Source organism: bacterium, assembly GCA_021372515.1.
Taxonomy (GTDB): domain Bacteria; phylum Gemmatimonadota; class Glassbacteria; order GWA2-58-10; family GWA2-58-10; genus JAJFUG01.
In genome coordinates this window covers 25,107-39,629 of record JAJFUG010000016.1, presented here as the reverse complement: position 1 = coordinate 39,629, position 14,523 = coordinate 25,107, and the positions used below count along the sequence as shown (strand labels likewise).

The 14,523-nt window shown below is 64.5% G+C and carries 9 protein-coding genes; 8 read left to right on the top strand and 1 reads right to left on the bottom strand.

All coding sequences use genetic code 11. The features are described from left to right. Positions 1-225 precede the first annotated feature (225 nt). A complete protein-coding gene (locus tag LLH00_01495; GenBank protein MCE5269940.1) occupies positions 226-2,508 on the top strand; it encodes a ComEC/Rec2 family competence protein in 2,283 nt (760 codons plus the stop codon). Positions 2,509-2,511: 3 nt separating this feature from the next. Here the strand turns inward: LLH00_01495 and LLH00_01490 are convergent, their stop codons facing one another. After that, positions 2,512-3,597, bottom strand: a complete 1,086-nt coding sequence (locus tag LLH00_01490) for an HD-GYP domain-containing protein (protein MCE5269939.1) — start codon at positions 3,595-3,597, stop codon at positions 2,512-2,514. A gap of 199 nt (positions 3,598-3,796) precedes the next feature. Here LLH00_01490 and mutL point away from each other — a divergent pair, with 199 nt between their 5' ends. From mutL to LLH00_01455, 7 genes are all read left to right on the top strand, one after another. Then, positions 3,797-5,632: a DNA mismatch repair endonuclease MutL gene (gene mutL, locus LLH00_01485; GenBank protein ID MCE5269938.1), complete on the top strand. Its 1,836-nt coding sequence runs from the start codon at positions 3,797-3,799 to the stop codon at positions 5,630-5,632. Positions 5,633-5,637: 5 nt separating this feature from the next. Then, positions 5,638-6,585 (top strand): tRNA (adenosine(37)-N6)-dimethylallyltransferase MiaA, encoded by a 948-nt coding sequence (miaA, locus tag LLH00_01480; protein ID MCE5269937.1) that lies wholly within the window; start codon positions 5,638-5,640, stop codon positions 6,583-6,585. Next, positions 6,582-7,727 (top strand): N-acetyl-alpha-D-glucosaminyl L-malate synthase BshA, encoded by a 1,146-nt coding sequence (gene bshA / locus LLH00_01475; protein ID MCE5269936.1) that lies wholly within the window; start codon positions 6,582-6,584, stop codon positions 7,725-7,727. The genes miaA and bshA overlap by 4 nt, the downstream gene beginning before the upstream one ends. Before the next feature lie 76 nt (positions 7,728-7,803). Then, entirely contained in the window at positions 7,804-8,658 is an 855-nt protein-coding gene (gene nadC / locus LLH00_01470; GenBank protein MCE5269935.1) for a carboxylating nicotinate-nucleotide diphosphorylase, read from the top strand. A gap of 7 nt (positions 8,659-8,665) precedes the next feature. Continuing rightward, on the top strand, positions 8,666-9,679 hold the full coding sequence (locus LLH00_01465; GenBank protein ID MCE5269934.1) for a biotin--[acetyl-CoA-carboxylase] ligase: 1,014 nt from the start codon (positions 8,666-8,668) through the stop codon (positions 9,677-9,679). Positions 9,680-9,738: 59 nt separating this feature from the next. Continuing rightward, entirely contained in the window at positions 9,739-10,524 is a 786-nt protein-coding gene (locus LLH00_01460) for a type III pantothenate kinase (GenBank protein MCE5269933.1), read from the top strand. Between the two features lie 456 nt (positions 10,525-10,980). After that, on the top strand, positions 10,981-14,442 hold the full coding sequence (locus LLH00_01455) for a TonB-dependent receptor (GenBank protein MCE5269932.1): 3,462 nt from the start codon (positions 10,981-10,983) through the stop codon (positions 14,440-14,442). Positions 14,443-14,523: the final 81 nt, after the last annotated feature.

Below are 14,523 nucleotides of genomic sequence, written 5' to 3'. Positions count from 1 at the left end.
GGAGCTGGAGGTTTTGGTACAGAGCCCGGCCAAGAGCGGCGGCGCCACCTGGCTCGCACGGACCCGCCGTCATTTCAGCGCCTACCTGAGCGCGGACAGCTCCCTGCGTGGACAGATCATCCGGGCTAAAGTGATTGGCAGTACTGGAATGAGCTTGAAAGTGGAGAAGATATAGACACGACTTAAAGCAATGCTTTAGATTGGGTCCCGGCAGGAGAATTTCCCGTGCAGAAGGACAGGCTCGGAAAAGAAACACTGCGCACCGGCGGGGGCAGAGCCCCGTCCCTGGTGTTCGCGTTCCTGCTCGGGGCCGGAATTTACCTGGGGCACGCTCTCCCCGGCCTGGGTCTGCCCGCTGCCACAGCCGCCGGGCTTGTTCTCTCCCTGGTGTCCTTCCTCGTAGCACGGCTTCTTCATCTGAAACAACCGAATGTTTACGCTGCCGCCGGGCTATTGCTGTGCGCCGGGTTTGTGCTCCTGCGCCTGCACGCCGCCGAGGAAGAGCGTCGGGTCGCGGCCTGGGATTTCGCGCCCGGCTGGAGCGCGCTGATCGGACATCTGACCGGTCCGCCCTGGAGCGTGGAGGACCCCTGGCTGGGGCGACAGCGGACCCGTTTCCGCTTTGATATCGAGCAGTGGAAAAAGCCGGGGCAGGCTGCCTGGCGGCCGGGCGGGTTCGGCCTGCTGGTCGAGGCGCCAGAGGGCTGGGAGGCCCGCCTGAGCGGTGATGAGCGCCTGGCCCTGACCGCCAGTTTGCGCCGTGGCAGCGGCTACTCCAACCCCGGCCTGTTCGACTACCGGGCTTATTTAGAGGGGCAGGGTCTGGCCGGGCTGGCCCGGGTGGCACAGGACGACAGCCTGAGGGTTCTGGAGCCGGCCGGTGCGGGATACGTTCAGCGCCTGCGCGCCCGGCTCAACGATATTCAGCGCAGCCTTTACCCCGACCGCGAGGTGCGGGGTGTGGCCGGGGCGCTGGTCCTGGGGCTGCGTGAGCAGAACCCGCGCCCGGTGCGCCAGGATTTCATCCTAAGCGGCACGGTGCATGTGCTGGTGGTTTCGGGCCTGCACGTGGGGTTCGTGGCCGGGCTGCTCTACCTGATCCTGGTCCCGCTTCTCGGCCGCGGCTGGGGCACCTCGATTCTCAGCCTTTCCGGCGTCTGTCTGTTCGCGTTGCTGGCCGGGGCCGGGCCCTCGGTGCTCAGGGCCGCGTTCATGTGCGGCCTGGCCCTGTTTGCCGCGCCGCTGGAGCGGACTGTCCGGCCGCTCAACCTGCTGGCCGCAGCTTTCGCGCTCCTCCTGCTCTGGAACCCGCTCTGGCTGTTCGATCCCGGGTTCCAGCTTTCGTTCGCCGCCGTGGCCGGGATAATCCTGTTCGTTCCGCACCTGGAGAGCCGCTGGCGCGCTTGCGGCTGGTACCGGCGGCCGGCCGGCTGGCCGCTGCGCGTGTTCCTGGCCAGTCTGGCGGCGCAACTTGGAGTGGCCCCGTTTCTGGCCCTGTATTTTGGTGGGGTTTCGGCGGCGGGGCTGGCGGCCAACATTTTCATGCTGCCCCTGGCCGGGATCGCCGTGCCCCTGGGCCTGGCGGCCGACCTGGTCGCCCTGGTCTGGGGCGGGGCGGCCCAAGTGATGGCCGCACTCAACGCGGTGGTGATTCACGCCATGTTGTCCGTGGCGCACTTTTTCGCCGGTCTGGACTGGTCGTGGCAGAAAGTCGCGCCGCCCGCGGCCCTGGAGATGCTCCTGTTCTGGCTGTTCGTCTGGCAGGGGGTGAGTCTGGTCTCGCGGCGGCCCAAAGCCGGGGCGCGCCTGACCCTGGTCGTGTCGCTGTGGCTGGCCGCAGCGGCCTGGAGCGCTCCACTATCCGCTCTGACAGACAATCCTGAGGCCACCGTTCTCGACCTCGGCTCCTCGAACGCCACAGTGCTGCGCTTTCCATCCGGCGGCTATCTTCTGACAGTCCCCTCCGGCGGAGTGCGCGGCACGTTCAGCTCCGCCCGCGCCGTGGCCGTGCCGTACCTGGAGCGCCACCGTATCCGGCGAGTGGACTGGCTCTACCTTCCCGGCCTGGAGCAGTCGCGCCTGCGCTGGGCCTGGGATATCCTGGACCGGGTGGCGGTGGGAACCATACTCCTGCCGCGGGCCGCCGCCTCGGACAGTCTGGCTTTCCAGTTCCTGCGCTTCGCTGTCTACCGCGGGGCGCGCCTGGTCGAGCTGGCCCCGGGCGACAGCCTGCGCCTGGGGGCTTTCCCGGCCGTGGTGGGCCGTGACAGTTGTCTCAGCCTGGAGATCGGAGGTGCGGATTTGTTTCTGGAGGACGGGGCCTGCCGGGTCAGAACGGACAAGGGCGAGTTGCGGATTGTCCCGGAACGCGGGGCGGAGGAAAGGCCGGAGCAAAACTCGACGCGGGTGCTGGAAACTATGGAGGACGGGGCGGTGAGTCTGGAGTTCAGGGGTGGGGGACAGGTGGCCGCACGAACGAACCGCAGCGGGAAGAGACTCGTGCTCTGAGTTTCAGACCCGGATGTCCTGGATGCTCAGCTCGCGCTCCTTGGCCAGGTCCAGCTCGAACGGCTTGTCCACCGGCTTGCCGTCCGGCGTGGTCAGGATACGCACCAGCGGGCGGTCCAGGTTGTCGGAGTGGTTCTGCACCACCACGCCGGTCTCGCCGGTGTTGAGCACCACCGTGCTGGCAGCCGGGAACCGGGCCACGCTCTTGACGAATTCCTTGATGCAAGCCGGGTCGAAATGCGTGCCGCTGCCGAGCTGGAGGTAGTCCAGGCCCACATGGGGCGGCAGACGGCGTTTGTAGCAACGGTCGGAGGTGAGGCTGTCGTAGACATCCGCCAGCGAGGTCAGGCGGCTGAAAACGTGTATCTGCTCACCCACCAGGCCATTGGGGTAGCCCGCGCCGTTGAAATACTCCTGGTGCTGGAGCGCCACGCTGGCCACCAGCGGTTTCACGTTCGACTTGTGCTGCAGGATTTCGAACCCGATCTGGGTGTGCTTTTTCATGATCCGGAACTCCTCGGCGCTCAGGCGTCCCTTTTTCTGGACCACCTCCAGGGGGATATGCGCCTTGCCGATATCGAACAGCAGCGCCCCCATGGCCAGGTCGCGCAGCTCGATCCCGGTGAACTTGCCCGAGTGCGCGGCGGTCATCACGGTGAGCACGGAGACGTTGACCGAATGCAGGAACGTGTAGTTGTCGAAGCTCTTCAGGTCGATCAGGTCCATGATCTGGTCGCCGGAGGAGGTCAGGTCATCGACTATCTTGTCCGCGATGCCGGTGACCCGCTGCTTGTCCAGCGCCACCCGCTTGTCCTCTCCCGCACCGCTCTGGCGTACGGATTCGAATGTCTCCGAGATCGTTGACACGGCCTCCAGGCGGGTGCGGTCCGAGATCACGTCCTTGACCTCGATGTCCTCGTAGCCCTTCTCGTGGATGTAGACCGAGGTGTAGCCCATCTCCTTGAGGCGGCGGATGTAACGCGCCGAGACCGCCACCCCGGAACCGAGCAGCAGGGTGCCTTTCTCGTTGTAAATCGGCCGTCCCAGTGATTTGCCTGGTTCGAGCGAATCGAGGGAGATGAGCTTCATGCGGGTCTCCGGACAGTGGTTTAACTTGAAAACAATGCTAATTGTATTTTTCAGGCGGGCTTTTGTCAAGCTTGAAAACCGTGCCTGCGCGGCCGAGCCGTGGCGCGCGGCGGAGCATGCCGGAATTTTTGATTGTCAGCCGGGCGGCAGATTGTTTATATTTTAATGATTTGACAAAAACGGACGCACAAGGGACAAAATGAAAAACAGCATCCTCCTTCTGGATGAAAAAACAAAGAACCTGATCGCCGCGGGTGAAGTGATCGAGCGTCCCGCCTCGGTGGTCAAGGAACTGGTGGAGAACGCCCTGGACGCCGGTGCGCGGCGGATCGGCGTGGAGCTGGAATCCGCTGGCAGCCGTCTGATCCGCGTGAGCGACGACGGCTCCGGCATGGGCCGTCAGGATGCCGAGCTGGCGTTCTGCCGTCACGCCACCAGCAAGATACGCTCGGCCGATGACCTGGCGCACATCGCCACCCTGGGGTTCCGGGGCGAGGCCCTGCCCAGTATCGCGGCGGTCAGCCGGTTCGAGCTGGAGACCGCCACGCGCGAGGACCCGTCCGGCACCCTGGTGGTGATCGAGGGCGGGCGCACCCTGGAGGTCTCGGAGACCGCCCGCGCTGCCGGGACCACGGCCACGGTGCGCAACCTCTTTTTCAATGTCCCGGCGCGCCGCAAGTTCATGAAATCGGACCAGACCGAACTGCGGCATATCCTGCGGAACATGACCCAGGTGGCGGTGGCCCAGATCGAGACCGCGTTCCGGGTGAGCCACGAGGGCCGCGAGCTGATAAACGCGCCGGCGGCGGTCACCCTGTCCGAGCGGGTCGAGGCCCTGTTCGGGGCCAAGCGCACAGGCAAGATGCTGCCCGTGCTGCTGGAGCGGGGCGAGTCCGCGATCGGCGGGCTGATCCAGGCCCCGGACGCAGTGGGGGACATGCGCGCCGAGCAGTACATGTTCATCAACCGTCGGCCGTTTTTCAGCCGCGCGCTGGCCCAGGCCGTGCGCCAGGGCTACCAGAGCACGATCCCGTCCTCCGGGCAGCCGTCGTTCTTTCTGTTCCTCACCCTCGACCCGTCCGAGGTGGATGTGAATGTCCACCCGGCCAAGCTCGAGGTGCGTTTCCGGGACGAGGGCTACCTGTTCTCGCTGCTGCACAGGGCGGTGGAGCAGGGGCTGCGCGCGACCGGGGCCACTCCGGAGTTCGAAGGCGCCTCCATGTCCTCGGGACGGCTGACCCGCGGGGGTGTGGCCGCGGCGCCCGGGCCCGGGCAGTTGCCGCGGCGGGTGGCCGAGAGCGTGCGCGCACGCGGCTCCGGAGCGTTCCAGACCTCGTTCCTGATGCCCCTGACGCCGGCCGCGTCCGGGCCGAAAGCCCAGTCCACGGCCCCGCTCAAGGTGGTGCCGGAGGCCGGGCCGGAACCGGAGAAAGCGCCGGCCGGGACAGCGGTGGAGTCGCCGACCGTGCTGCCCGAGATCTGGCAACTCCACGACCGCTACATTTTCGTGGAGACCAAGGACGGCTGCATGATAATAGATCAGCACGCGGCGCACGAGCGCATTCTGTACGAGCAGATACTGGCCGGGATGACCCGCGGCGGCATGAGCCGTCAGCGCCTTCTGTTCCCGTTCACCCTCGACCTGTCGCCCGAGGAGCACGCCGCGGCGTTGGATTTCGCCGCCCTTCTGGAGCAGGCCGGGTTCGAGTTGGAGGATTTCGGCTCGAACAGCGTGGTGATCCGCTCCACCCCGGCCCTGGAGGGCCTGGGCCACGCCGAGGGCTACCTGCGCGAGATGTTGCGCGACCTGGTGCGCGAGGGCCAGGGCTCCACCGGCACCCGTCACCAGCGCCTGGCCCGCTCCCTGGCTTGCCGCGCGGCGATCAAGAGCGGGCGCCGTATGGAGGGCCGCGAGATGAACGAGCTGGTCGACCGTCTGTTCGCCACCGAGCTGCCCTACGCGGATGTGCACGGGCGCAACACCATGGTCCATCTGTCGCTGGAGGAGGTGGACAGGAGGTTCGGCCGAACTTGATCCCAGTGCTGGTGCTGGCCGGACCGACCGCCTCGGGCAAGACTGTCCTGGGGGTCGAGACCGCGGAAAGGCTGGGCGGCGAGATAATCTCCGCCGATTCACGCCAGGTCTACCGGGGTCTGGATATCGGCACGGCCAAGCCCACGCCCCAGGAACTGGCCCGGGCGCCGCACCACCTGATAGACCGGGTGGAGCCGACCGAAAAGTACAGCGCCGGACGGTTCGCGCGCGAGGCCTCCGCTGTGATCGAGAAATTGGCGGGACAAGGCCGGGCGCCGATTGTCTGCGGCGGCACCGGGTTCTACATCGCGGCCCTGTTCGAGCCGCTGTTCGAGGAGCCGGAGGGGATCGACCGGGAGCGCCAGGCGAATCTGCGTGATGAACTCAAAGCGCGGGCCGGGCGCGGGGGGGCCGTGTCCCTGCACGCCGAGCTGGAGCGGGTCGACCCGGCCAGCGCCGCGAGGCTTCACCCCAACGATTTCCAGCGGGTGAGCCGCGCCCTGGAGTTGTTCCGCCTGACCGGACGGACCATGACCGAGCTCCTGGTGGATGGAGCCGCGCAGACACCGCAAAGATTCAGCCCGCTCTACGTGCTGCTCGACCCGCAGCCCGAGGTGCTGAAAAGCCGGATCGGCCGGCGGGTGGAGCTGATGCTGGAGGCGGGCTGGCTGGAGGAAGTGCAGGGGCTCCTGCAGCGGGGTGTGCCGGCCGAGGCCCCCGGGTTCCAGAGCCTGGGCTACGCCGAGATGCTGGCCCTGGCGCGGGGAGAACTGAGCCCGGAGGTGACCCGCGAGGCGATCACCGCCCGCACCTGGCAGTACGCGCGCCGTCAGCGCACCTGGTTCCGCCGTCAGGAGGCCGCGTTGCGCCTGGAGGGGGGCGAGGGGCTGGCCGGGGCGGTGGCCGCGCACTGGCGGCAGTATATCGAATCCAAAGACTGGAGCCTGAAATGAGTGCCAAGGAAAAGCCGCTCAAGATCGGCATCACCTGCTACCCGACCTACGGCGGCAGTGGAGTGCTGGCCACCGAGCTGGGCAAGCAACTGGCCCGTCACGGCCACGAGATACATTTCATCAGCTACGCCCTGCCGTACCGGCTGAAAGGCTTTATCAGCAATGTCTACTTTCACGAGGTGCAGGTCTCGAACTACCCGCTGTTCGAGCACCAGCCCTACACCCTGAACCTGGCGGTCAAGATGCACGAGGTGATCCGCGAGACCGGCCTCGACCTCCTGCACGTGCACTACGCGATCCCGCACGCCACCAGCGCCTGGATCGCCAAGCAGATGCTGGGACAGGAGCACCCGATCAAGTTGATCACCACGCTGCACGGCACGGATATCACCCTGGTGGGCCAGGAGGCCTCGTTCAAGGAGATCACCCGCTTTTCGATAGAGCGCTCGGACGGCGTGACCGCGGTCAGCGAATACCTGCGCGGCCAGACCCTCGATTTTTTCAACATCGCCAACCACATCGAGGTGATCCCGAACTTCGTCAACACCGAGGAGTTCTCGCGCCACAAGGAGGGGGAGTGCTGCCGCAAGCACCTGGCCCCCTGCGGCGAGAAAGTGATAATGCACATCTCCAACATGCGGCCGGTCAAACGTCTGGGCGATGTGGTCAAGGTGTTCGCCAAGGTGGCTGAGAAGATCAAGTGCCGTCTGGTGCTGGTGGGGGACGGGCCCGAGACAGCCACTGTCTCGCGCCTGGCCGGCGAGCTGGGGGTGAGTGACCGGATCCTTCTGCTCGGGGCGCAGGACTCGATCGCCAGCCTGCTCAACTGCGCCGACATCGTGCTCCAGCCCAGCGCCACCGAAAGTTTCGGCCTGGTGATCCTGGAGGCCATGTCCATGGGCGTGCCGGCTGTCTCCACCCGCTGCGGCGGCCCGGAGGAGGTGGTGGAGCACGGGGCCTGCGGGTTCCTCTCCGACATCGGAGACGTGGATGACATGGCTGCCAACTGCCTGCGCCTTCTGACCGACAAGGAGCTTTACGACTCTTTCAGCCGCCACGCCCGCGAGCGGGTGCTCGAAAACTACGAGATCGAGACCATCACCCGGCGCTACGAGGCATTTTACCGGAAAATACTGGGCTGAGCCCCCCGCTTCTCTGAGCTTGTGCGGTGTTGACGACAACGACCCGGGAGACAATGGATTGAGCGAGAAAGAATGGATGTTCTGTGAGCGCACGCGCCGTCTGATCCAGGACGCGCTGGAGGAGGATGTGGGCAGCGGGGACTATTCCTCGCTCTGGTCGGTCCCGCCCGAGCACCGTAGCTCGGCCAAGATCATCGCCCGCGCGGGTGGAGTGCTGGCCGGCATCCCGGTGGCCCGCTATCTGCTGGAGCTGATCGACCCGGCGCCGGCCCTGGTCTCGACCCTGGAGGACGGGGCCAGTGTGGCCGCCGGGCAGGTGATCGCCCAGCTCGAGGGCCAGAGCCTGGCTCTGCTCAAGGTGGAGCGGACCCTGCTCAATTTCATCCAGCGCCTGTCGGGTGTGGCCACCATGACCCACAGTTTCATGGAGCGGGTCGAGGGCACCGGCGTGCGTATCCTGGACACGCGCAAGACCACGCCCGGTTTCCGCGAGCTCGAAAAGTACGCGGTGCGGGTGGGGGGCGGGTTCAACCACCGGATCGGGCTGTTCGACTACGTGCTGCTCAAGGAGAACCACATCGCCGCCGCCGGTGGGATCACCCGGGCGGTGGAGGTGGCCAAGAAGAAGAACAGTCTCGGGCTCAAGATCGAGGTCGAGACCCGGACCCTGGACGAGGTCCACGAGGCCGCGCGCGTCTCGGTGGACCGGATCATGCTCGACAACATGACCGTGGAACAGATGCAGGTGGCGGTGGAGATAATCCGCAACCACAGCCTGGGCCCGGTGCCGGAGATCGAGGCCAGCGGGGATGTCAACCTGCGCACCGTGTCGGCCATCGCCGCCACGGGCGTGGATTTCATCTCCGTGGGCGCGCTGACCCACTCCTCGGGCATTCTCAATCTCAGCATGCTGATCGAAGCCACGGACTGAGCGCAAAATGTCCGCCTCAGCCTTCGAAAAAAAACTGGTGGATGCTCTTCGCGCCAATGAGGGGCGCTACCTGGACGAGACCGCCCTCCGTCGGGAGATGGGTCTGGGCGGGGCCGTGGACGAGGATGACGACTCCGGGGGGGATATCCCGCGGGCCGTCGAGCTGCTCAGGTTGCAGGGCTGGGGGGTGGATGGGGACGAGGTGCAGGGCTGGCGGCTGTACGGTGCGCCGGAGTGCCTGAATTACCTGGAGGTGGAGAACGCACTGACCACCTCTTTCCTCGGCCGCTGCCTGTTTGTCTACCGGATCCTCGGCTCGACCAACCAGACCGCCAGGATGCTGGCCGAAAGCGGTGCGCCGGACGGGACCCTGCTGGTGGCCGAGGAGCAGAGCCGCGGCCGCGGCCGCAGCGCCAACGCCTGGCACTCGCCCGCGGGCGGCGGAATATGGGCCAGCCTGATCCTGAGGCCCGGAATCGCCCCAGAGCGCCTGGGCACCCTGGGTATCCTGGTCGCGTGCAGTATCTGCCTGGCCGTGGAGGAAACCACCGGCCTTCAGCCGCTGATCAAATGGCCCAACGACATCCTGATCGGCGGGCGCAAGGTGGCTGGAATCCTGTGCGAAAGCGGCCTGGCGGGCCAGCGCCTGCGGCATGTGATCCTGGGTTTCGGGCTGAACGTGAACCTGGAGGAATTCCCGGCGCCGCTGCGGCGCAGCGCCACCTCGCTCAGTCTGGCCGCCGGAGGGCGTCGTTTCGACCGGGTGCAGCTTCTGAGTTCAATCCTCGACCACCTGGAGCAGGGCTATCTCAGCTTTCTGACCGACGGTTTCTCGGCCTGCCTGCCCCGGGTCCAGCGGCGCGATTTCCTGCGCGACCGCGAGGTCGAGGTCGAGACCCCGGACCGGGGGCGGCTGCGGGGCCGGGCCCGCGGGATCGACGAGGCCGGGGCGTTGCTGCTCGAATGCCCGCCGCCGCTGGGTCCCTGCCGGATCGAACAGGGGCACGTGGTTGCTTTCTGAACGCTTGCGATGTAGGATTATAACAGGATGCAATCCCTGTTGAACCCGGAGGATACAGAGTGCTTCTCGCAGTCGACATCGGAAACACCAACATCGTGCTGGGGCTTTTCCGCGAGCGGGAAATAATCCATCACTGGCGGATCGATTCGAACATCCGCCGCACGGTGGACGATTACGGCCATATGGTCTGCTACATGCTGGAGCGCTCGGTGGGAAGCTCCGGCCTGGACGGTGTGGTGATCGCCTCGGTGGTGCCCACGCTGACCTACGTGTTCCAGAAACTGGCCCAGCGCTATTTCGAGCGCGAGGCGGTGATCGTGGACGGTCTGTCGCCGCTGGGGCTGGCATTCCGGGTCGACACCCCGCTCGAGATGATCGGCCCGGACCGGGTGGTCAACGCCCTGGCCGTGCGGGAGCGCTACGCGGTGGATTCGATCGTGGTCGACATGGGCACGGCCACCACCTTTGACCTGGTGCGTGCGGACGGGGCTTACGAGGGTGGGGTGATCGCGCCGGGGATCAGCACTTGCGCCGAGGCCCTGGTCAAGAAAGCCGCCATGCTCAGCCGGGTCGAGATCGAGGTGCCCTCCAGCGTGATCGGGCGCAGCACGCGCAGCATGATGCAGTCGGGGATTTTCTTCGGCGCGGTCGGCCAGATCGACGGAATCCTGAGCATGCTGAAAAAAGAGTGGATGCCCGGCTGCCGGGTGATTGCCACGGGTGGGTTTGTGAATATGCTGTCCCGCTACTGCCGCCAGTTCGACACCGTAGACCCGAACCTGACGCTTCACGGGTTGAACCTTGCCTACACTATTCTTAAGAACTCGCCGAAAAAAATAGACTGAGGTTTGTTTTCCGCTTGATTTTTGTTTTCAAAACGAACAATTTTTAGTATAATTTCCACTTAAAAGTCGACTAAATTGTCTCTGACTTTTCAGGCCAGAGGATAGCAATGCTCTATGCGGCTGCCAGGTTCATTTCCCCAGGTGGGAAGAACGGGTTGCTTGCGTCCTTTTTCCCCTCATCAAAAATTTCTCTTTTACCCTGTTTTCTATCACCGGTTGCGGCCATTTGTTCCATTTTTTTAAGAAAAACGGCCCGCAGAGCCGTTTAATGTAACAGCATTCTATAAATTTCTTGACAGCGCACACGATTATGATGGTATAATGAACCACGTAATCCCATTCCCTTCAATCTGTTACGTCTGACTCTGTCGGGAAAGGAGGGTGAATGGCCTAAAATGGTTGAAAACTCGGATTTCGACGAGCAGAGTTCTCTGACGTTAACGACAGGAGAGTTCTATGCACAGGTTTTGTATGCTGTGGTTAGTGATGAGCCTGGCCCTGGTGTTGTTTGCCGGTCAGGTCTTTGCCCAGACCTCCGGCAAGCTGGAGGGTATCGTGCGGGACAAAGACACCGGCGACCCGATCGCCGGGGTGCAGGTCACTGTCGTGGGCACTCGTCTGGGTAACGTGACGAACAAGGACGGCTACTACTTTATCCTGAACGTCCCGGTTGGCAACCGCACTGTCAAGTTCGTCTTCACCGGCTACAAGCCGGTCGAGGTAGTGGACGCGCGCGTTCCGGCCGGAAACACGATCACGGTCAACGCCGAACTCACCAGCACGGTGATCGGTATGGAGGCGATCGTGATCGAGGGCGAAAGCGACCCGCTGGTAGCCCGTGACAATGTCCAGACCCGCCAGAATCTGCGGGCCCAGGACATCCAGAACATGGCGGAGACACAGATCTCGGACATGATGAACCTCCAAGCCGGCGTGGTGGTCGACTACTCCGGCAACTTCTCGCTGCGCGGTGGGCGGGAGGGTGAGGAGGCCATGTACGTGGACGGTGTGCTGGTCAAGGCGCAGAACGAGCAGCAGGGCACCGAGGACCGCGGCGCGGTCGAAACGAGCGCCGGCGGCGTGATCAACCCGCTGGTGGTCTCGAACGATGCGATGGAGGAGGTCAACCTTATCACCGGTGGTTTCCAGGCCGAGTTCGGCAACGCCCAGTCCGGCTTGATTAACATCGTGACCAAGCAGGGCGGCACGCAGATGGCCGGGAATTTGAAATTCATCACCGACCAGGCCAACCCCCGCGGCATGGATTACGGCTACAACAATCTTGAGGGAAGCCTCGGCGGCCCGATCTACGGCGATAAGCTAAATTTCTTCGTCGCCGGCATGATACGCGGCCAGGCGGACGCCACCCCGCGCCTGAGCGGTGACAAGGGCGGTTTCCGCGGTGTGACCCAGAGTTTCATCAACTCGCTCAACCGGGACCTGGGAAACGTGGGCGTGGTCACCGACGGGGTGGCCGACCGGGATGATGCGATCAACCCGCTGACGGTGAACTCTTTCGCCGAGTACCGGACCACCACCAAGGCCCCCGATCTGGGCTACGGAGTGGTGAACGAGGATGGAACCTACACCCGCGGTTTCAGCCGCACGGACGGCCTGCCGTTCCGTCTGCTGACCCAATCCATGGTCATCGCCAACCCGGCGGATGTCGCGACGGACGGGACTCTGCGCTCTGGGGCCCAGCCCCTGATCCAGATCGACCCGACCACCGGCCGGCTCTGGACCCTGGATGCGGACGGCAAGGCGACCACCTCGCCCGATGCCATTGCGGCGGCGTTCGCCAGCGGCGTGGCCGTGGCCAACCCGCTGTACTCCGGGCCCTACATGAACTCCAACCCGGCCCGCCTGCCCGGCAACTGGAAGGACCTTTACACCACGTCTTTCAAGTCGACCTATGCCCCTACCGACTGGATGAAGTTCATCACGGTGTACCATCGCAGCCGTGACCAGCGTCAGTACTACGATCATGCCTACATGTTCAACAACCCGTACCGGACCAACCAGGCCCAACGTCTGACCACCGACATGGGCATGGCCGGCATGGACTGGACTTTCTTCCGCAACAGCAACCGCTCGGTCAACAGCCAGTTGCGCCTGTCCTATTTCAAGAACGACCTGGACGGCGGCCTGCTGCTGGAGGACTATGTCGGTCGCAACACGTTCATGGGCGTGGGAGGCAACATCGGGTTCTACGATGAGGACGAGATGAACCGCTACTCGCTGTACTCCGCGGTCTCGTCCGACGGGTACGCCAACGATGCGATCGAACCGGATGCCACGCACTCGGATATAGACCGGACACACCACTGGCCCACCGACCAGGTCACGGCCAGCAACATCTTCGGCGCCACCACTCCCAGCCGCAAGGGCGAACGCGGCGACCGCATGTACCCGCGCCAGTTCGTCAACAACGGCATGTCCCTGCCGCTGCGCAACGACACCGAGAAGCGCTGGGGCCTCAAGTTTGACATGGACAGCCAACTCGACCGCTACAACCGCGTGAAAGTCGGGTTCGAGAACCTGTGGTGGAACGCGACCGAGGTGACCCGGTTCTATTACGGCGAGTTCACCGATGACCAGTATGTGGCCAAGCCGCGGCTGCTGGGTGTCTACGCCCAGGACCGCATGGATTTCGGCGATCTGGTGATCGACCTCGGCGTGCGCATGGACCGCTACAATGTCAACAAAGCCTTCCCGATCATAGTCGGACAGAACAACCCTGATTTCAGTGACCCCACGGCTGTGCCGGAGGCGAAGACGCATTTCAGCCCGCGCATCGGCGTGGCACACCCGATCACGGACCGCACCCAGGTGCGCCTGTCCTACGGGCATTTCTACCAGGTGGCGCCGTTCGAGCTGATGTACGCGATGAGCGAGCGTGACTTTGCCACCGACGCCCTGTCGAACCCAAACCAGAATTTCGGCAACGGCTGGCTGGACATGGCTCAGACGATCCAGTTCGAGGCCGGTTTCACCACGCTGCTGTCCGAGGACATGGTGCTGGATTTCGTCGGCTACAACCGCGAAATCCGCGGCAATTTCGGACTGCGTCTGGCCACGGCCGACGACCTGCGCCGTCTGGCCCTGGTGGCCCCGGATTACGTAATCCGCGGCCAGGGCAACATGGAGGTTGTCGCCAACCAGGACAACGGCAACGTGCGCGGTTTCGACCTGACCATGGACAAGCGCTACTCCAGGTATTTCGGCGTGCGCGCCACCTACTCGCTGATGTTCGCCCGCTCGACCCAGAGCGACCCGCAGGAGTATGTGCGCACCCTGGCCCGTCAGCTCGACCCGTTCACCAACCAGAGCCCGCCGCCTCCGTCCGACCCCGCGCCGACGGATGACGACCGGACGCACCAGCTCAATGTGATGCTCAACCTGCTGTTCCCGGACGATTTCCAGAAAGGCACCCATCTTGGGAGCGTCCTGCGGAACGCCGGCGCCTATTTCGATGTCACCTACAACTCGGGCGCCCCGTACACTCCGGTGGACGAGCAGGGTAATTTCATCACCGCGGCGAACAGCGCGCGAATGCCGGGCTATGTCAGCGCCGACCTGCGGCTGAACAAGTCCTTCGCCATGGGGAACAGGCGCCTCAACCTGTATGTGACGATCATGAACCTCTTCGAAAACGTCAACTACGGCCAGCAGGCTGTCGATCCCACCTCAGGCCAGGTGGGCGTGGACAAGTATTTCCTCGAAGAGCTTCTCCCGAGTGCTCAGGCCACTGCGGTGACCACCGAAGCCCAGTTGATCCGCGATCTGAACAAGGACGGCTACGTGACGAAGTCCGAGGCCGCAGCCGCCTCGTACGCCAAGGGCCGTGCCCAGGACATGGACCCGCTGTTCTGGCTCAACCCGCGTGAGGTCCGTCTGGGCGTCGAGTACAGTTTTTAGGCTCAAGGTTCTCCCGGGCGCGGCTTCCATGTCGCCCGGGCTGCCAGGTTTCTGACGGCAAAAACCTGTAATCGAGATCAG